Annotated in this window: 16 protein-coding genes and 1 pseudogene; 12 read left to right on the top strand and 5 right to left on the bottom strand. The window is 44.3% G+C overall.

Annotated elements, in window-relative coordinates:
- The first annotated feature begins 84 nt into the window (after window positions 1-84).
- From QVC79_RS12865 to QVC79_RS12850, 4 genes are all read left to right on the top strand, one after another.
- Window positions 85-1,059 (top strand): RnfABCDGE type electron transport complex subunit D, encoded by a 975-nt coding sequence (locus tag QVC79_RS12865; RefSeq protein ID WP_118304816.1) that lies wholly within the window; start codon window positions 85-87, stop codon window positions 1,057-1,059.
- A 76-nt stretch (window positions 1,060-1,135) separates the two neighbouring features.
- Window positions 1,136-1,717, top strand: coding sequence for an RnfABCDGE type electron transport complex subunit G (locus QVC79_RS12860; RefSeq protein WP_270592728.1), 582 nt, complete (start codon window positions 1,136-1,138; stop codon window positions 1,715-1,717).
- Between the two features lie 28 nt (window positions 1,718-1,745).
- Window positions 1,746-2,333, top strand: coding sequence for an RnfABCDGE type electron transport complex subunit E (locus QVC79_RS12855; RefSeq protein ID WP_087421176.1), 588 nt, complete (start codon window positions 1,746-1,748; stop codon window positions 2,331-2,333).
- Between the two features lie 76 nt (window positions 2,334-2,409).
- Window positions 2,410-2,982, top strand: coding sequence for an electron transport complex protein RnfA (locus QVC79_RS12850; RefSeq protein WP_087421175.1), 573 nt, complete (start codon window positions 2,410-2,412; stop codon window positions 2,980-2,982).
- Window positions 2,983-3,026: 44 nt separating this feature from the next.
- On the opposite strand, the gene QVC79_RS12845 is transcribed toward QVC79_RS12850, so the two are convergent.
- The 3 genes from QVC79_RS12845 to QVC79_RS12835 form a co-directional block, all read right to left on the bottom strand.
- Window positions 3,027-6,203: a golvesin C-terminal-like domain-containing protein gene (locus QVC79_RS12845; protein ID WP_287642496.1), complete on the bottom strand. Its 3,177-nt coding sequence runs from the start codon at window positions 6,201-6,203 to the stop codon at window positions 3,027-3,029.
- Complete coding sequence (locus QVC79_RS12840; protein ID WP_270592726.1) at window positions 6,196-6,699, bottom strand: hypothetical protein; 504 nt, start codon at window positions 6,697-6,699, stop codon at window positions 6,196-6,198. The genes QVC79_RS12845 and QVC79_RS12840 overlap by 8 nt, the downstream gene beginning before the upstream one ends.
- Before the next feature lie 308 nt (window positions 6,700-7,007).
- On the bottom strand, window positions 7,008-7,661 hold the full coding sequence (locus tag QVC79_RS12835; RefSeq protein WP_270592725.1) for an HAD family hydrolase: 654 nt from the start codon (window positions 7,659-7,661) through the stop codon (window positions 7,008-7,010).
- A gap of 125 nt (window positions 7,662-7,786) precedes the next feature.
- Between QVC79_RS12835 and QVC79_RS12830 the strand changes: the two genes are divergently transcribed.
- On the top strand, window positions 7,787-9,190 hold the full coding sequence (locus QVC79_RS12830; RefSeq protein WP_270592723.1) for a CCA tRNA nucleotidyltransferase: 1,404 nt from the start codon (window positions 7,787-7,789) through the stop codon (window positions 9,188-9,190).
- Between the two features lie 3 nt (window positions 9,191-9,193).
- Here the strand turns inward: QVC79_RS12830 and rsgA are convergent, their stop codons facing one another.
- Entirely contained in the window at window positions 9,194-10,249 is a 1,056-nt protein-coding gene (rsgA, locus tag QVC79_RS12825; protein WP_270592721.1) for a ribosome small subunit-dependent GTPase A, read from the bottom strand.
- The gene (locus tag QVC79_RS12820) at window positions 10,249-11,025 is read right to left on the bottom strand and encodes a class I SAM-dependent methyltransferase (RefSeq protein ID WP_270592719.1); all 777 of its coding nucleotides are present in this window, start codon (window positions 11,023-11,025) and stop codon (window positions 10,249-10,251) included. The genes rsgA and QVC79_RS12820 overlap by 1 nt, the downstream gene beginning before the upstream one ends.
- Window positions 11,026-11,641: 616 nt before the next feature.
- On the opposite strand from QVC79_RS12820, the gene QVC79_RS12815 reads away from it, so the two are divergent.
- The 7 genes and pseudogenes from QVC79_RS12815 to QVC79_RS12785 all read left to right on the top strand — a co-directional run bounded on the left by QVC79_RS12815 (window position 11,642) and on the right by QVC79_RS12785 (window position 20,683).
- On the top strand, window positions 11,642-12,208 hold the full coding sequence (locus QVC79_RS12815) for an RNA polymerase sigma-70 factor (protein ID WP_270592718.1): 567 nt from the start codon (window positions 11,642-11,644) through the stop codon (window positions 12,206-12,208).
- Between the two features lie 61 nt (window positions 12,209-12,269).
- Window positions 12,270-12,617 (top strand): annotated as a pseudogene (locus tag QVC79_RS12810) (PD-(D/E)XK nuclease domain-containing protein); the annotation flags it as partial.
- Between the two features lie 126 nt (window positions 12,618-12,743).
- The gene (locus tag QVC79_RS12805; RefSeq protein WP_270592715.1) at window positions 12,744-13,931 is read left to right on the top strand and encodes a FecR family protein; all 1,188 of its coding nucleotides are present in this window, start codon (window positions 12,744-12,746) and stop codon (window positions 13,929-13,931) included.
- A gap of 73 nt (window positions 13,932-14,004) precedes the next feature.
- Window positions 14,005-17,586: a SusC/RagA family TonB-linked outer membrane protein gene (locus QVC79_RS12800; RefSeq protein ID WP_270592712.1), complete on the top strand. Its 3,582-nt coding sequence runs from the start codon at window positions 14,005-14,007 to the stop codon at window positions 17,584-17,586.
- An 11-nt stretch (window positions 17,587-17,597) separates the two neighbouring features.
- Entirely contained in the window at window positions 17,598-19,178 is a 1,581-nt protein-coding gene (locus tag QVC79_RS12795) for a RagB/SusD family nutrient uptake outer membrane protein (protein WP_270592710.1), read from the top strand.
- A complete protein-coding gene (locus QVC79_RS12790) occupies window positions 19,160-19,858 on the top strand; it encodes a hypothetical protein (protein ID WP_270592709.1) in 699 nt (232 codons plus the stop codon). The genes QVC79_RS12795 and QVC79_RS12790 overlap by 19 nt, the downstream gene beginning before the upstream one ends.
- A gap of 12 nt (window positions 19,859-19,870) precedes the next feature.
- The gene (locus tag QVC79_RS12785; protein WP_270592707.1) at window positions 19,871-20,683 is read left to right on the top strand and encodes a hypothetical protein; all 813 of its coding nucleotides are present in this window, start codon (window positions 19,871-19,873) and stop codon (window positions 20,681-20,683) included.
- Window positions 20,684-20,709: the final 26 nt, after the last annotated feature.

Below are 20,709 nucleotides of genomic sequence, written 5' to 3'. Positions count from 1 at the left end.
TTAAATGATTTAATGATTAACAAGCGTTGACTCGTGGGTGGAAATCACAGAATCGGAAACCACTAAATCACTAAATAAAAAAATATGAGTAATTTCACCATATCCCCCTCCCCCCACGTTCACGGCGGGGATTCGATAGAAAAAAACATGTACGGCGTGCTTATCGCATTAGTACCGACGTTTATCTTTTCTATCGTATTTTTCGGGTTGGGAGCCATTCTGGTAACCCTCACCTCGGTAGTTGCCTGCCTTGTATTCGAATATGTTATTCAAAAATACCTCATGAAACAACGTCCCACGATATGGGACGGGTCAGCCATCATCACGGGAGTATTGCTGGCATTTAATCTTCCCTCGTCCCTTCCCTTATGGATCGTGGTCATCGGGGCATTGGTTGCCATCGGTATCGGTAAGATGAGTTTCGGAGGATTAGGAAACAACATTTTCAACCCGGCTCTCGTGGGTCGTGTTTTCCTGTTGATCTCGTTCCCGGTACAAATGACCACTTGGCCTGTACCGAACGGATTCGCCACGGCGGATGCAGTAACCGGGGCTACACCACTAGCACTTGTAAAAGAGGCCGTTAAGAACGGACAAGCTGTCGGAGACGCACTCTCTTCAGCCGGATTCTCTACCGGTAACTTGATTCTCGGTAACATGGGGGGTAGTTTGGGAGAAGTTGCCGCTATCGGACTTTTATTAGGATTCGCTTATATGCTGATCCGTAAGATCATCAGTTGGCACATCCCGGTGGCCATTTTCGCCACGGTTATCGTGTTCTCCGGGATTCTGAACCTAGCTGATCCGGCACAATTTGCCGGTCCAGTTTTCCATCTCTTTACAGGAGGTTTGATGTTGGGAGCCATCTTTATGGCCACGGATTACGTAACCTCTCCCATGACACATAAAGGAATGCTTATTTACGGTGTCGGTATCGGGCTGTTGACCGTAATCATCCGTGTATTCGGGGCTTACCCGGAAGGAATGTCTTTCGCCATCCTGATCATGAACGGATTCACACCGCTGATAAACAGATATTGTAAACCCCGACGATTTTAAATTTACTAATTGTAGATTGTAAATTACTTACAAATGGAATTTAAAATTTAAAATCTAAAATTTAAAATCTAAACTGATGGGAAAGAAATTAGAATCAAGCTTTAAGAATATGGTACTGGTGTTATTCTTGGTAACACTGGTTTCCTCAGCCGCCGTGGGAGTTGTGAACTCACTCACGTCCGGGTTAATTGAAAAAGTAAAAATTGAAAAACAAGTACAGGCCATTCGTGCCGTGGTTCCCGCTTTCGATAATGACCCGATGACGGAAAAACAAATCGTGGAAGTAGATGGAGGAAAATTAGAATTCTATCCGGCCAAAGCAAACGGGCAACTCGTGGGGACAGCCATTAAAACGTTCACGAATAACGGTTTCAGTGGTCTTGTTGAACTGATGGTCGGATTCACTCCGGACGGAAGTGTATACAACTATTCCGTACTAAGCCATAAAGAAACCCCGGGTCTGGGATCCAAGATGGATGCATGGTTCGTGAAAGGAGCCAAAGGTGATATTACCGGAAAGACTCCGGGTACACAAGGACTTCAGGTTTCAAAGGACGGAGGAGACGTGGATGCAATCACGGCTGCAACAATTTCATCCAGAGCCTTCCTAGATGCAGTAAACCGGGCGGCAAAAGCATTGGCAGAATCCGCAAAATAACACGTAAAATCAATGAAAGAATAAAGATATGAACAACTGGCAAACTTTTACCAAAGGGTTCTTCAAGGAAAATCCGACCTTCGTACTCCTTCTCGGGATGTGTCCCACGCTAGGAGTTACCACCTCTGCCATTAACGGCTTGGGAATGGGATTAGCCACGGCTTTCGTTCTGGTACTATCCAATCTGGCCATCTCGCTCGTGGCAAACCTGATTCCCGACAAAATCCGGATTCCCGGTTTTATCGTGATCATCGCTGCATTCGTTACCGTGGTCGATATGTGCATGGCAGCTTACCTGCCGAGCTTGCACGAATCTTTGGGATTATTCATTCCGTTGATCGTGGTGAACTGTATCGTGCTGGGACGAGCTGAATCATTCGCATCCAAAAACAAGGCCATTCCTTCCATGCTGGACGGTTTGGGTATCGGCCTTGGTTTCGCAATGGCATTAACGATATTAGGTTCTATCCGTGAGATTCTGGGTAGTGGGAAGTTCTTCAACATGACCCTTTACAATGAAAATTACGGAATGCTCGTTTTCGTTCTAGCCCCGGGAGCGTTTATCGCTTTGGGTTACCTGATCGCATTCATCAACAGAATAAGAAAAACCAACTAATTGTAAATTTTAGATTGTAAATTGTAAATTGAAAAAGCAATCTAAAATCTAAAATTTAAAATCTAAAATTAGAAACATGGAATACGTTTTTATATTTATAGCCGCCGTATTTGTCAACAACATCGTGTTGGCACAATTCTTGGGGATCTGCCCGTTCTTAGGGGTTTCCAAGAGCGTACCCACGGCACTCGGTATGACAGGAGCCGTTACGTTCGTGATGATTCTGGCCACCATGGTAACATTTATCGTACAGAAAACCGTACTTGACCCGTTCGGCATCGGATTCATGCAAACCATCGTGTTTATCTTGATCATTGCCGCCCTCGTTCAGATGGTGGAAATCATTCTGAAAAAGGTAAGTCCGTCACTTTATCAAGCATTAGGAGTTTTCCTACCCTTGATCACGACAAACTGTGCCGTACTTGGTGTGGCCATCATGGTGATTCAAAAAGATTATAACTTACTGGAATCCGTCGTGTTTGCAGCCTCAACCGCGTTAGGTTTCGGGTTAGCTTTAACCATCTTTGCAGGAATCCGGGAACAACTGGAACTATCCTCCATTCCTCAAGGCATGAAAGGAACACCCATCGCACTGGTTACAGCCGGATTGCTGGCCATGGCATTCATGGGATTTTCGGGGATTGTGTAATATAAAGAATCTTATATATATAACGTCTCCTTTTGTCGGAGACGTTATTTATTAATACTCAATTTTTTCCATCTGATTGCATCAGCAATAACCACCCGGACATCTCCATTTTGCATTTTTGAACCTCCGACCTTATCGCTTAATTCAACTGTAATTTCGCCATTTTCACATTCAAATTCACCCAGAGACAACCATCCCCATTCTTGATCTCCCCACGCTAACGACACATTCTCAATCTTTCCCCGTTGAACAACCCTATAAAAATATATCATTTGCATGGAACGATTTCGATTCCATGCTGAATTTGGGATGTACACCTCCAGTTCATACCGCCCGGCAGACGGTAAAATTGTACTCCACACGACACGACTTTCACCACTTCCTTCACTTTTACCGACAGCACTTTTTATTCTATCACCATAACAACTTTGTGCCACATAACACCGCCAACTATTGGTAACAAGTTGCATATTATCCATAAAACAAGTGTTCTTAATGGATCTTTCACCAAACGGAAATAACAATTTCCGAATTCCTTTTTTCTCAAGAATCTGGAATCCTTTATCCTCATTATCAACAGTTATTCTTGTTATTGTATCGTTTTTTTCATTTGATCTTGCAACAATATTTAAAGGCAAGTGTCTCGACAAATGAGTCCTTATCTCTATCTCATCAGGAACTATCGGTACATGTTTATACCATTCACAACATTTTTTCTCTCCCCGTTGAAACAGGAAAGCATCGAACCAAGAATCCACATTCCGACCGTCAAATCGGGTATGCATCATCGAAAGCACACCTTCCGAATTTCCCTCGTTCACCACGGAGACAGCCACCCTAAACTTATTCTCATCGACCCGCTCAAAAACGACATTTTCAAAACGGAACTGCGGTAATCCGATTCTATCGTATAATGTATCAATACGACACCCCAAATCACATCCGAAACGGGCTCGTAAGGCCGCTTTCAATTGATGTACGCTGACATTACGATAACGACATTCATGAAAAAAATCAGCCAAAAACATCCGCAGAGAATCCGTACCGATTTTCGCAGACCAACTTGCCAACAAATCCCCCGATATCAAATAAATCATGCGTTGTAATAAATCCGGAGATAACTCCACATCCCGTAAAGCATCTCTAAAACTATTGGAATCCAGGTAATCGACAGCCTGTATATCTAAAACGTCATTTCTATTCATATTTTCATCAGCCGCAAGCTGACCATAAGTCAACATTTGCCGCAATATCAAAGATATTCCCGGATAGTGCGGGTCTGACACACACCCCGCCAAATCCTCAAACAAAGGACGGAAAGACCCCGTTCCCCCATTCATATAATTAACGGCATGATGAATCAGATTATACCAGTATGTTTTATCTCGATCTTCGAGGGATGTGTCATGAAAAAACTCCAGCGTACTCTTTCTATCACGATTAATCCCTCTTTCTTCCAGAAACATCAACGCAGGCTGTACCGCATTTGTTTCTTCTCTCCAAGCCCTACGTTTCAACGTGAAACTTTCGGGAATCTCCACGATTCGGAAAGGATTGAATATAAACGAAGAACCGTATTTTTCTTCCAAAATTTCCCGAATTCCTCTAATCACTGTTATTTTTTCCTTTTCAGAGAACTGCCACCCGGTTGTCCATGAATCATGCCCTGGAAAATAATAAAATTCAATCTCCAAAGAATCTATTTTTACTCGCTCACATTCGTAATCGCCCATACACAAGGATATTCCCGATAGAGGAACTCGTGTATCGAAAACTACATTTCTTCCCCATTCCTTCTTCTCTCCTTGTGATATGACCACGTGGTGATCCTGTTTTTCTACATTCAGCGAGTAACGGGTAAAATCGAACTCCCGGGCCAAAGGAAGTTTCGGATTCACAAAAGGTACTGCAGACGGATACCACCCGATCTCAGGATGTAGCAACGTGTATTTGTCCGATACTTTCGCACACCACCCCCCAAAACGATACATATCATTAGTTGTCACCCAAGGCCATGTAAACGCAATCGGATAAGAATTCCAATTCTCGTCCGGTTGATCAAGATAACACGCGGCCTCATCAATCCTCCCGGCATAAACCATTTCAATCCGACATTTTTCCTTTTGTTGTATTCCCCGTTCCAGCATCACGCTCATTCCTTCCCTATGAAATGGTACATTTTCCCCTTCAACACTTACTCTCCGAACATGTAGCCCCGGATTCAAAAACATAATAATCCGAGACATACCGATTGTTTCGGCTCCCTCTATCCACAGGTTACTTTTGACGAACACACTGTCATCCTCTTGCCGATAGGCTATATCGTGCTGAATAACATGCACTCTTTGGGTATCCTCGTATTTCGATAATGATGCCCTGTACATCTCTCGTCTGGAAATATCATCCCGATGTTCATTTACAAAGATCCACACAATGCCAGCTCCCCCCAAGAACAATACAATTCCAACGATACTGCCGACAAACTTCATTCGCCTGTCATTGTCAAAACGCCGAAAACCTCCCACGGCCAGCAAAAAACAAGCACTCCCCAACAAAAAATAACAAGCACGGTGTAAAAGATAAAAACCGATTCCCGCATGTCCTACCGCATCGGAAAAAAGATTGGGAATTTGCCGTACCATAAAATCCCCGATACCATACCCCCATGAAGATGAGCAGAAAAACAACACACCCCATATAATTAATAACAAAATCGTACGAACTTCTCTCGCAACAGTCCACCGACTTAGTAATGCTATACCCCCTATCCAAAATACATTCATGGGGAAACTCCACGTGAGCAAGTAGAATAAATATATATCAAAACACAAAACTACATCGTTCACAAAAAGTACGCCTAATACAAGTAATGCCAACACTTCAACCACTCCAATAACCACCAACACGGCAATCGCTCTTCCTGCTACCCATGATAAATTACTCGCCGGACGAACGAATAGAGCCTCCCAATCTCCCCTCTTGTTCCGTTCCATCACGTTCCCCGCTATATAAATCAAAAATAAGGATGTTATCAGATTAAATACCCAAACTCCCTTAAATGCCAGTAAAGAAGGTAATGCCATCACCTCTAGCGGGTTCGGCATCACCCAATTTTCTATGTATATGATCACGCTCGCCATTATGCTTACCAAACAAAATAAGCGAACGATCCAATTTCGAAACAGAAGTTGCAGTTGATAATATACAATCGTCTTAAGCATACCCTAAAGTTGCCTGCAAAGCAGAGCCATCATTATACCTAACTACAACATAACCGCTTCCATCTCTATTCAAATAAATATGTACATCCGTAAGTCCAGTTTGAAAAGGAACATCTACTTCCCTCGCTGGATATCCTGTCAACAATCCCACAACAACTCGCATACGATATGTCATGGCAAGTCCTGTTAAAGGATCACCTGAATAATCTTCAATATACCCTAGTTCATCCGTAACACCCGTAGCCATTGTTTGGATTCCTGTTATTTCTCCCCACGCATATGCATAACATTCCGTATATACATATACATTAGGATATGCTCCCCCTATCTCGGCATTAATCACATTCACGGAAAGATAAACCGGATATATAATCGAATAAGGTTCAACATCTCTCATAGGGATACCTTTATACTCATTTTTATTTTGAGCCATCATTGATTGTACCGGGATTATCAATACAACCATTAAGATCAATAACATCAATTTCTTTTTCATAATAGTCATTTTAGTTAGGAAATAAATAGTCTTAGCGCCAAAACAAGTTAATTAATTCGTATATTATGAATGTAAATTATGTAAAAATAAATATATATCAAAATTTAAATACATATTTAACATTGTTAAGATTATTTTTTCCTATACAATCTCTATACAAAAAAATATAGGGCTCCCCAAAAGTCATTTTTCAAACTCCCTTTCCCCCCTCGGGCAGCTTTGTCAACGGCAGTTTTGAGTTGCCGTTAAATACCGTCCGAAGGACACCTGTCACTTTATGAACCTTATGAACTTTACAAACTTTCGACTCACTTTCTCATCAAGCTGATAAACTCATCATACACGCATCCCGTGAAATCGGAAAGCACCCAATCGACTTTATCCTGTATCTTCTCTCTCGGGTTCGTGGTTGTCAGACCGATAACTTTCATTCCCGCACGTCGGCCGGCCTCGATCCCGGAAAAAGAGTCTTCGAAGACACAGCAAACATCCACTTCCATCTGCAACTCCCGTGCTGCCAGCAAATAACACTCCGGATCGGGTTTAGACCGAGTAATCTTATCTGCCGTAATCACACGTTCAAATAACTCGGTAAACTCCGGATGAGCCATTAGCACATGAGCCATCTTCTTGTTGTTTGAACTGGTAACCAGTGCGGTTCTCACCCCATGTTTCTGTAACGTCCGGATAAAAAGCTCCACACCGGGGAAGTAGGGGAAATCCATCCGGCTCTCGAACTCGTCAAGTTCCCGTGAAATCTGTTGTTGCAAAGCAACATTTCCCTCGAAATAATTCTTCAGAATCAATTCCGTCGTTTGCCCCTTGATCATCTTATGAAATTCCGGTTTATCCGGATGGTAACGTCTTCCTTGTTCCCGCCAGAAATTATCGTACTGCCCTTCCGTGTCAAGCACCACCCCATCCATATCGAATAATGCCGCTAATCGTCGCTCTCTATCCATAATCTTTATTCTCAATAATACATAGGTCACAAAAATATCGAAAAAAGGGTAATCCGGACAAATCCGAAACAATTTATTTGGTCTGTACGGGATAACTTGATAATTTTGCAACCAAAATAAAGAATATGCAGTTAACTCATCCTATTTTTAAGATATTATCCGGAATCGCGGCAGAGAAAGGGTTGGAAATTTACGTTATCGGGGGATACGTGCGCGACCTGATATTACACCGTCCCTCCAAAGATATTGATATTGTCGTGTTGGGGAGCGGGATCGAATTAGCTGAGACGGCTGCCAAACAACTCGGAGACTTAACGGTTTCCGTGTTTAAAAATTTCGGAACGGCCATGTTCCGCTATAAAGGAGTAGAGATTGAATTCGTGGGAGCCCGCAAGGAATCCTACCATCTCGATTCCCGTAAACCCGTCGTCGAAGAAGGCACCATCGATGACGATCAGAAACGGCGTGACTTCACGATCAACGCTTTGGCCATATCCTTGAACCAAGAAAACTACGGGACACTTGTTGACCCGTTCGGGGGACTTCAGGATTTGGAGAACGGGATATTAAAAACACCCCTTGATCCGATCATCACGTTTTCCGATGATCCCTTGCGTATGATGCGGGCCGTCCGTTTTGCCTCACAATTGAATTTCACGATCGAACCCGTGACATTTGAAAGTATCATCGCTAATCGGGATCGGTTGAAAATCGTCTCCAAAGAGCGCATCATGGACGAGTTTAACAAGATCATGGTCTCACCGAAACCTTCCGTGGGATTAAAATTACTGGAACAATCCGGCCTGTTGAGTGTCTTCTTCCCGGAACTATCCGCTTTAAAAGGCGTGGAACACGTGGACGGCATCGGACACAAAGATAACTTTTACCACACGCTGACTGTCGTGGACTCGGTAAGCCGTGTTTCCGACAACCTGTGGTTACGCTGGGCAGCTTTACTGCATGACATAGCCAAACCGGTCACCAAAAAATTCATTCCGGGACAAGGCTGGACTTTTTACGGCCACAATCACGTGGGCGAACGTATGGTCGGAAGATTATTCAACCGCCTGAAACTCCCCCAAAATGAAAAGATGAAATACGTGCAAAAACTGGTCGGTCTCCATATGCGCCCGATCGTTCTCTCGGAAGACACCGTGACGGATTCTGCCGTGCGTCGCCTCCTTTTTGATGCGGGTGACGACATCGACGACTTGATGACACTTGCCGAGGCGGACATCACGTCCAAAAATGAAGAGAAAGTTCGTCGATTCTTGGCAAATTTTCAGATCGTGCGCCAGAAATTGAAAGAAGTCGAAGAGAAGGATGCGATCCGGAATTTCCAACCTCCCGTCAGCGGGGAAGAGATCATGGAGACATTTCAACTCCCACCCTGCAAGGCAATCGGGGATATTAAAAATGCCATCAAAGAAGCTATCCTTGATGGCATAATCAGCAATAATCCCACTGAGGCCCGTGAATACATGTTCCAAGTAGCGGCAGAACTAGGGATTCAGAAAAAAAGTGAATAGAGATCAGAAATGATCCTTGCGTTTCTTCACTTCATCCACGAGTTTCGTGAAAGATTTCTCTTTTTTCCGTTTCTCGTGTTCGGAGGCAGAGAAATGCCACGTTTCCCGTCGAAGTTTCAAATAACTCTCGTAAACCTGACGATCTAGTATACCACGACTCACCGCATCCAACACGGCACAACCCGGCTCATTGATATGCTCGCAATCCTTGAAACGACACGATTGTGCGTAGTCAGTAATCTCCAGTATCTCATCAAGCGCACCGGAATCATCAACCGCAAGACCGAATTCCCGAACCCCGGGAGTATCAATCAAGACACCGCCTCCATCCATCAACACCATCTCCCGACGGGTCGAAGTATGACGCCCCTTTCCCGTGGATTGACTTATTCCGGACGTGAGTAACACGGATTTCTCACAAAGTGCATTCACCAGAGAACTTTTCCCGACACCCGAAGAACCGACAAACACGACCGTCTCCCCCGCCGCGATAAATTCTCTTAAACGAAAAATCGTCCGAGACTCGTGAATACTCGTGTAAAACACCGGAATCTGCCGGGTAACGTGCCGTATTTGTTCTTCCACCTTTTGTTGGTCAAAACCCAAGTCAGCTTTATTAAGCACCAGCACGGGAGTAATATTTTCTTCCCGCATCTGAACCATAAAGCGCTCGGCACGACGGACATTGAAATTATCATCCAGACTTTGCACAATAAAGGCTTTGTCAACATGAGCCGCTATGGCTTGTTTTTCGGCAACCGTTCCGGTTTTTCTGCGGGACAAAGTACGTGACCGAGGCAACATATCCACGATAATCCCCATTCCCTCATCAAACGGCTGAAAGATCACCCAATCCCCGGTACAGGGTAATTCGAAATCCGACTTCCCGTACATCATGTTTCCTGTCAACTCGCACCGGAACACTCCGCTCCCGGCAACCACCTCGTAACACGTCCGGTGTACAATAGCGACACGCCCATGCGTGAGAGTTCCATACGTCGATTCCTGTTTCAGTTGGTTTAACTTATCATTCCAACCATAATAATTTAAATCTATCATTACTTTATCTTTTTAGCGATATAAAATACATAACCGTAAAACTCCTTGTACTTACGGTATAGTTCAGCCTCGTGATGCTGAAAACTTATTAGTTCCTCGACCGTTTTATTCCCGGCATATTTCCGGCTGAATATCTCCCGGGCTTTAACTAACGGGGTAAAATAGTTCTCCGTCCAACAATATTCCGGCAGGATAAAAGTCGCCACGGGGATATACCCCGCTTTCTGAATCTGGGCGACTTTATTGGGTATCGTGTCGATCTCCTCGTAAACGGACATCCAAAAATCATGGATCTCTGCCGGACGTTCTTCGGTAAACCACGAACTCTCGGAAACGGCAACATATCCTCCCGTCTTCAGATATTTGCGCCACTCGTTCAATCCCCGCTCAAAACCGATATTATAAATAGCACCTTCCGACCAGATCAAGTCTAATTCTTCCTCCCCGAAAGGCAACGCATCCATTGAACCGACAATGCCTTTCACCCGTCCTTGAAGATTCAACACCCTAGCGTTATGATTAAAACGCTCCACGAATCCCGGAAAAAAGTCGAGCCCTGTAATCTGCCCCGGAGCGTGCCGTGCCAGCGTCATCGTCTGTCCTCCTGTCCCGCATCCCAAGTCTGCAATCCGGGAATGATCCGTAAGATGGTCTATAAAGCTTAACGCTTTAAGCGTTACTTCGGGACTTCCGGGCCCCTGCCGTTCTGTATTCAAGAAGAATTCGCAAATTAAATTAACGTCGATTCCAAGAATGGTATTATTTTCGTTACTCATGATTGATCAATATAAAGCATACACGTGAAAGCATAATTCTACTTTCCTCGTTGTACACGGATTAAAAATTCAAATTATAATAATAGAAAAATCACCCCCGGAAAGAGCTTTCCGAAAGCAAGCGAAGGGACAACCTGTATCAGAAATACAGATTGTTTATTACACCAAATCCGATTGTAATCTAGTTTTTAACATGATGTAAAGATACACATATTTTATTCATTTGAAAATAATTGTCTCTATTTTCGTATAAGTTGGTCATCCCCTCGTCATACGTACACTGTCACTCAAGCATATCTCTCCAATGAATAAATATACTACACGACCGAGCCATCCGGCAAATATAATCGTATCAAAAATCAATTTTATCGAACAAGAATGCAAGAGGAATGCAGGATGAATGCTCCGTGGTCTAAATGAACTATCAGGAAACTATTAAGAAAAAGTAAAACGAGGATAGCCTAACACGAAGGTAGTCCCAGTGTAATCTTAATGATACAACCTAGCATAAACCGTTGCACAAACGCATTCAATATTTTGTAAATATTCCAATTTAGTTTATATTTGCCACGAATAAATAAAAAGATTCACGTTCATATCGGCAAAATAATAACACGTGGCAACAATAACACCTTCAAATTCTAGTTCCTTCTATGACGAAAAAGTCATTCGGGAACTTTTCGAACAGCACTACACGCCCTTGGTGTTATTCGCAAAAGGCTATATCCCCGACTTGGACACGGACAAAGATGTTGTGCAGGAAGTGTTTCTCTCGTTAATCGAATCCCAAGAGACATTCAATGACGTGGATAATCTAAAAGCCTATCTATACGGTACGGTCAGGCACAAATGCCTGAAATATCTCCGCCACGAAGAGGTAAAAAGACGCTACCAAAAATATATGCAAAGCGAGGCTCCGGATGAAACCAGAACTTACGAAGAACGTGTTCTTGAAGAAGAGGTTTACGCTCTCTTGATAAAAGCCATTCAGAACTTACCGGAACAATGCCAAAAAGTGTACTTGCTTGTTTTAGAAGGTAAAAGCAATCAAGAGATTGCCCATCAACTCCAACTAAACATCGAAACCGTCAAATCCCACAAGCAGGTCGGGAAAAAGTTGCTTTACGATCAACTGAAACACATTATTCCCGTCGGGATTCTCATTTTCTTGCTGGAATTTTAAACGGCTTCATCCCATTATTTGTGTTTGCCCGTTTACAATTTATTCTCTACCTTTGTTACTAATGACCCGGTTGCGAGCCTTCTTTGCCGATTTCCCCTATGAGTTAAATGCCTAGACAGAACGACATTATCAAGTCGTATTCTATCTCGTTTTCAAACTCATGGGACAGTTTGTAGATGCTGAAGTACGTAGTGCCACCGGACGGGCTGATGCCGTGGTTAAAACTCCCAAATACATCTATGTATTTGAATTCAAACTGGATGGCAGTACGGAACAAGCCCTGCAACAAATCGACAACAGGGGCTATTTGATCCCGTACACGGCAGACAGCCGACAACTTATGAAAGTCGGAGTTAATTTCAATGCCGAAAAAAGAAATATCGGGGAATGGAAGATTAAAAATGAATAACATACTCATCTTTACAAGAAAACACCTATCACCGTAATCACAATATTGCAATATTTTCAAAAATAATTCATTTTTGACTCACTCTTTTTTACGCTCAAGGGGACTTACTATCAAATGAGCGAAAAGATGAGTCAAAAAGAGAATAATATATTTCAGTTAGCCCGCATCATTGCAGCGTCTCTTAGAGGGAAAGCAAATGATGAAGAACAACGCACCTTGAGGGAATGGTTATCCGTATCCACAAGAAACAAAAAGATTTATGACGGATTCAAAGACGGAAAGCGTCTGGAACAAAAAATAGTCGAATCCCGACAGATCAATTGGGAGAAAGACTATCAACAATTCATCACTAAACGGCAACGCACCCGCAAGAACAGAAGGATAAAAACGATCATCCGTTACGCGGCAATACTTACTCTTCCGCTCGTAGCGGCAGGTATTTTTCTACTTCAAAAAAATGATCGGCAAGCCATCGTCTCTATTTCAGAAGTCATCAAGCCGGGAGAACACAAGGCAGTATTAATCACGGGCGGAGGCGAGCGAATCACGTTGTCGGATAGCACGTTATCCCCGATACAGGAACAAAACGGGATGATCGTGAACGTCATGAACAACAAGGTCTTCTATACTCTACCGGAAGATAGCTTATGCACACAAGAAAGCCCTATATTCAACACCTTGCAGATTCCCCGGGGCGGGGAATATTTCCTGACGCTTGCCGATGGCACGGAAGTATGGCTAAACGCCGAGACGGAAATCCGTTACCCGGTACAGTTTACAGGCAACAAACGTGTCGTTTACCTTGACGGGGAGGCTTATTTCACGGTAGCCCCGGACAAGAAGAAACCCTTCACGGTTGTCTCCACTCATGCCAGCGTGTCCGTGCTGGGAACACAATTCAACTTCCGAGCTTATCCCGACGAGCAGGACGTGCAGACCACTCTCGTTTCCGGTTCCGTGATCATGCAATCGGAAAAATACAAACAACAGATCAAGCTGGTCCCCGGCGAACAAGGCGTTCTGGAAAAGAGGTCCGCCAATCTCACGAAACAGGAAGTGAACACGTACCTCTACACGGCATGGAAAGACGGGCGTTTCGCTTTCCGTGATGCACGGTTGGAAGATCTGTTCAACATTCTAGCCCGCTGGTATGACCTCAGCGTCTTCTACCAGTCCCCGGAAGCCAAAGACATCCGGTTCACGGGTGACCTGAACAAAACCGATGATTTCAAATCCATATTAAAAATAATTGAACAAAATGAACGAGTGACATTTACAGTAAATCAACGCACAGTTTTTATTCAAGCGAAATAAAAAAGGCATCTGACGCTCGCAACATCAAATGCCCAAACTATTTTCTAGTTCTCATTAAAAACATTACAAATGTATGAAAAAAATGGACAAAAACAGCCATTCCTCGGGTGGATTATGGCAAAAACAAGTAAGAGTTATGAAATTATGCTTTATCTTGACATTTATCGGCATCATGCACCTTTCGGCAGCCACCTATTCACAAGATACTCGGCTGGACTTAAAGGTTAAGAATGCCTCTCTCGAAAGCGTGATGAACAACATTCGCACGCAATCGGAATACAGTTTTTTCTTCGACGACGCAGCCGTGAAAAAAATCTCTAATATCTCGCTGGATCTGAAGGGAGCCTCTATCGAGGAAGTGTTGACGACTTGCCTGAAAAACACGGGATTCTCGTTCCGGGTACTCGACAAGACGATCATTCTCTTCCGGGAACAGACGAAAGATGACAAAAAGAAATCGTATGTTATCGAGGGAAAAGTTGTGGACGAAAGCAATCGCCCCATGCCGGGTGTAACGGTACTGTTGGACAGCACGAGAGTTGGGACGGCCACGGATACATCAGGACGTTTCGTGCTACCGTTGCCGCAACCCAAGGGAACACTGGTTCTCTCGTTTATCGGTTACAAGACTCAGAAAGTAAAATACACCGACGGTAAATTAGTCATTGTAAAAATGCAATTAGACGTGTCAGGATTGGAAGAGGTGCAGGTGATTGCCTACGGTACACAAAAAAAACGCACGGTGGTCGGAGCCATCTCCACGTTGAAAGCCGACGAGATGAAGGAACTCCCCACCCATAGCTTGGAAAGTCTGTTACAAGGACACATGGCGGGCGTGGAAGTCAACAACATTTCCGGGGCTCCCGGTGGTGGCGGTTCCATCGTGGCTATCCGGGGATATAACTCCTTCTTCGTGAAAGGTGACGCTGGTAGTGAAACGAGTGCAGAAGGCGACGACCGGACATATGGTACACCGCTTTACGTGATTGATGGGGTACCCATGCAGGCATTTACCTCCCCAATCACGGGATCGAACACGTTGTCGGACATCGACCCTTCCATGATCGAATCCATCGAAGTATTGAAAGATGCGGCGTCTGCTGCTATCTACGGTTCACGTGCCGGAAACGGAGTCATCCTGATCACCACGAAAAAAGGACGCTCCGGGAAAGCCCAGTTCACGGCCAACGTGTCGTATTCTACCTCTTGGTTGCCGGCAACTCCCACTCAAAGCGGCGGTCAATTGGTTCGCCATTACAACATGAATGCCCTGCGCAACTCGGTACAACCGTACCAGAGAGCCGACGGGAAATGGGTTATGCCCACGTCTTACGAGGAAGTGTTCAATTATTCCGGAGATTCATACGCACCCATGTACAACTACTTCTTCGGCACTCCCGCCTCAGGACAAAATGCCTACGCTCTTCAAGACAGTTTGAACGAATTTTATAACAATTCCACGGATTGGTGGAGATACTCCTACCACACGGCAAACGTGTACAACGCAAACTTGCAAGCCAGCGGCGGAAGTGAAACGATGAACTACATGATCGGTGCCGGATATTACAAGGAAGAAGGAATCATGATCGGTAGTGACTTCGAACGTGTTAACGTCATTTCCAACGTATCGGCACATCCCGCAAAACGCCTGCAACTGAATAACCAGATAGCACTAACTTACAGTGACCGTAGCCGCGGAGGCAGAGGAAATAACGGGAAAAAAATAGAAGGAATTTCTGTCAATCCTCAAAGACAATCTTCCCTGTTACCGGGAAGTGGATATGTCAAAGAATATTTATTGGAAGAATTGAATTCCAACATCGAAAAAAATCAAAGTTACTCCTTGCGCTACAATCTCGTGTTGGATTACGAGTTTATCCGGGGATTGAACTTGCGGGTAACCGGCGGGGTTGACTACAATCAACAGAACCAGAATAACTTCTCACCAAGTAGTGCGGACAAGAATTATAACCGATCCTACACGAAAGGAACTATCTCGAAAAGTATTTCTATTCTGAACGAGAATCTGTTAACGTATGATTTCAAAATCAAACAGGATCATCATTTTAATATCCTGTTAGGTTTATCCTTCCAGAAAGACCAAAGTTATCTGAACCAAGGAGACGCAACAGACGGTCCCAACGACTATGTTCACTACGCCACCGGGAAATGGGGGGATGCAAATGGTTTGTTAAACCAAAACTATGGCAAAGACAAAGACATAAATCCGGTATGGGCACCTGCCACCTCTTTCAAATCCAGTCTCGAAGAGGAACGAATGAACAGTTATTTTGGTCGATTCAGATACAATTACAAGGAAAAATACATGCTGGAAGCAACCATTCGCCGGGACGGTTCGTCCGTGTTCGGGGAAAACGTGCGTTGGGCAACCTTCCCGTCTGTAGCGGCTGGATGGGCTTTCTCGGACGAAGCATTCATGAAGCCTCTGTACTGGCTGAGTTTTGGAAAGATCCGGGCTAGCTGGGGACGATCCGGGCAAAAATTTTCACAACGTTACCTTGCCCATGGATTAATGGCTCCTTCAGGCGAGACATTCCTCGGAGAACAAGGTATGGGGCCCGATCTCCAAGGTGGACTATTGAATCGGGATTTAAGCTGGGAGAAAACAGACCACTATGATTTCGGGCTGGACGTCAGTTTCCTGAACTATCGCCTGAAAATGACCCTAGATTACTATTACCGCTACACGAAAGGCCAATTGCAAAAAATCGACTTACCGGGAGACTGGAGTTACCAAACCTTCCAGTGGCAAAACGCCCTTGCCGTGTCAAACGAGGGGTTAGAACTAGAACTGACCGCAGATATTCTCCGGGAAACAGCTGTAAAATGGCGGATGAAATTGAATGTAAGCAAAAACTGGAACCGTTTCGAGAAAAGCAATAACGGACGCGACTTTCTGGGAAACATCATCGGGAAATCTTTGTACAATATCCGCACCTATAAGACAGACGGTTTTTACAATTCGATGGACGAACTCCAATATTATCCACAACCTCATGGTTTCCCCACACCACTTCGGACAACGATAGGCAGTATATTTTATCCCGGAACAAGGAAACTGGTTGACATGAATAATGACGGGGTGATCATGAAGAGCCTTGCAGACCAATATTACGCAGCCAGTCCTCTCCCTTTGGCACATGGCGGTTTTATCAACGAGATCAGGTGGAAACAGTTCGATTTGAACATTTTTTTCACGTATTCACTGGGAAGACATATACTCAAAGTGTACGATGACCTGTCTCTTCAACCAAACTCGGCAGGGGATGTAATCACCGCCGATGTCCGGAACGTTAACACGTGGATCGGTCCCGACAGTAAAAACGTGGATTATCCGCGTCCCATGATGTATCGTGTGGGAGAACAATACAGCGGCTACTATGATTGCGACATCGAGAAGGTAAACATGATTCGCCTGAAACAACTCACGCTGGGCTACAACCTGCACGAGAGAATTGTCAAGAAACTGGGGCTGACATCCGCACGCCTCTTCCTCACGGGAGAAAACTTGTTGCTGCTCACGAACTACTCCGGACTAGATCCGGAAATAGTAGACATCACCTCGGGAATAGACCAGTTACAATCTTACCCGTTACCGCGCAAATTCACCGTTGGACTGACCATTAATTTCTAAAGTCTATGATCATGAAAAAAATAATATTTATCATCCTATTCTTTCCCCTGTTTTCTTGCAACGATTGGCTGGAGGTTGAATCGGAGGTGTCCGTTACCTATCGCAACTATTTTCAAAACGAACAGGACATCGAGCAAATTTTTGCCACAATGTGCGGTGCAGAAAAGAAAATCTACTCTAACTGGGATACAGAACCCATGGCTTGGACTTCTTTATATTGTGATAATATTCCGGCTTCCATCGAAGGGTATCAAACCTTGAATCCCTCTCTATACGAAACGACTAAAATTAGTTGGAGTTCATATTATAATATCATTTATCTTGCCAATATGCTGGAGGAAAATCGGTACCGGTTTGAAAATGTGACCAAGGAACGGGCTGATTTCTGGATCGCACAAGCAAATTTCCTGAAAGGATTGATGTACTTCGAAATCGCCCGCCGCTGGGGAGAAGCACCGATAGCACCCGGCTCGGAGGATGCTAAAGAACTGGCCAAAAGCCCAGTAGACTCGGTACTGGCACAGGCCATCCGGGCAGCAGAGGCTGCCTTAATTCTGCCGACACATGACAAGCTAAAGGATGCAAAGGGAAACACAGTCAATAGCAGGCAATACGCCAGCCTCGGATCGGTACACACGTTACTCGCCAATATCTACGCATGGATGGGCGGTTTGTACGGAGACAACAAATACTGGGAAAAGGCAGAGCAGGAAGCGTCGTTCGTACTCGACGGCAAAGCGGGATCCTACGATCTGGTCAGTCTGAGCGATCTCGTGACGAAAACATTCGGCTCCCCACGCAACACTACCGAGGTAATTCATGCCATAGAGATAAACTCTCAGGATGAAGACAGATTTATGCAAGGTAAATTCACACATAACTACCCGGGGATGGCATTTATCACTTATCCGTATGCCTCAACAGATTACAAACTTGTCACATCACCAGATGGGACAGAAATGACACGTATCAAAGTTGAAACGATAATGGAATTGTATTCAGAACCGGAAGATCTACGCCTCAAAGAATTTTGGTATCGTCTCGGACAAAAAATCATCGTAAAAGAAGACGATCCGAGTACCCCCGAAGACGAATCTATATATGATGAACCTTCGGAATACGGTTTTATAAACAAATGGCGTGAAACGATCTTCTCCGTGAACCCGGACGTGAACGAAGGAGGCAGAAAACTTCTGGCCATGGACGGTAACATCATATATTGGCGATTGGCAGATTTGATCTTGTTACGGGCAGAATGTCGTGCCCATCTGGATATGGCAAATGCCGTGCAAGACCTTAACCGGGTACGTCAACGTGCCGGACTCGGAGGATACAAAGGAGCATTGGATAAAAAAACGCTATTGAGAGAGATTTTCAATGAACGTGACCGGGAATTATTCGGGGAAATCTGCCGCTATTTCGACGTGGTGAGAAACGGATATTTCCAAGAAATATTCAAGGGAAATTTCAAAACCTTAACCGACGAAGACATCAAGGACGGAGCCCTCTACCTTCCGGTCGGTGGTAATGCATATAGAAATAACACATTAATGAAACAAAATACCTATTGGTCATGGCATCTAGTACAATAATAAACACGCTCAAGGGAGTTGCCCTGTTACTCCTGATAAACTTGTGCTCTTGCACAGATTACAATTACATTGACGGGGGATTGGCAAAAGGGATTCACGATTGCACCATGTGGGAATATTTTGAACGTCAGACTGTAGATTGGGATTCCACCAGACTCATGATCGAACAAGCCGGAATGAAATCTTACTTCGACGGCAGTAGGCAGAATGAACAAATCACCTTTTTCGGGATCACCGACCTCGTGATCGTGCGATACATGCTAGGACATAACCGTCAGCTAGACGAAAACAAGGAGAAAGGATTACCGGTAGAAGAAAGTGATTACTGGCATAAAGTCAAGGATATTCCGGCAAGCACGTGCAAATCTATTCTGGAAAAAATGATTATTCCCCAACGTTTCATGTTGAAGGACGTACCCGCAGGTACCCGCCTGAAAACAAGTGACGGTTCTTTATATATCGAAGATAGAGGCACGGTACACCCGGCTTTGGAAGGGGAATTATTCGTGTGGATGGAGGCAGGAGACTACGGTGGAGTTCAGGATGCGGGAGAAAAAGGATTATATATCGCCCGTCGCCTGAATACATCCGGCAATTGGAGAATTGCTTCCACCGATATTCAAACAAATACAGGAGTGGTACACTCGATGGGTTATGATTTCAGCATTGAAAATTTTTAAAACAGAGAAACAATGAAAAATTTAATCTATATAATAGCCTTAGGCATTACATGGCTGTTCTCTGCCTGCCAGGATGTCACGGTTGGCTACTTGATCATGGACGAAAGTGCCGGGTACGCCAAAGACACGATGTATATCGTGACAAAAGCAGAGAACGAGTTGCAAAGATTGAAGAACATTAAAATCGTGGTCGGTCAAGAAGTCGAGAATGAACAAGACGAGCTACGGGCACAAATAGATGATATATACAATAGTGACGAATTTTGGGATGCAAGTGATGAGGCATACGCCGAAGCCGAAGCGAATAATCCTAATTTTTGGGATGATACAAAATATGCGGAACAAGTAGAGAAAGAATTAGCCGATCGTTTCGGGATCACTCCTCTCCAAGAAGCACTAGATAATGCAGAGGCTTTATTGAATAAAAATGCCATCGAAATGGGATACACCTCTTGGGCCATACTAGAAAAACAAGTCGAAGAGTATCAAAACAGAGTAGATTTCCAGTTGGTGTGGGCAACTTCCAACATCGAAGGAATTCAAGGAACAGAACCTCTAGTATACACGGTTATCAGCGTGAAAAGCGAAAAACCGGAGAACGCCGCCAAATTCATGAAATGTGTTCAAGCCGTGGGTAAAGGAATCATGTACGTTGACTATAACCCGGATGTCCCGGTTGGAACCTACACGGTAACCCTGCAAGTCGAAAACGAGGGTAGAACCAGAATTTTGAAAGACGTGTTCACGTTTGTACTAAAGGATGTTCCCACCGAAGACCCTCTACCGGAAATCCCGGAAGAACCGGAATGGCCGGATGAATATTAACCAGAAAAAACATTAGTCAAAGGATA

Source organism: Butyricimonas sp., assembly GCF_019423355.1.
Taxonomy (GTDB): domain Bacteria; phylum Bacteroidota; class Bacteroidia; order Bacteroidales; family Marinifilaceae; genus Butyricimonas; species Butyricimonas faecihominis.
Note: the sequence above shows the minus strand (reverse complement) of the source record. Positions and strands in the feature narration are given on the sequence as shown.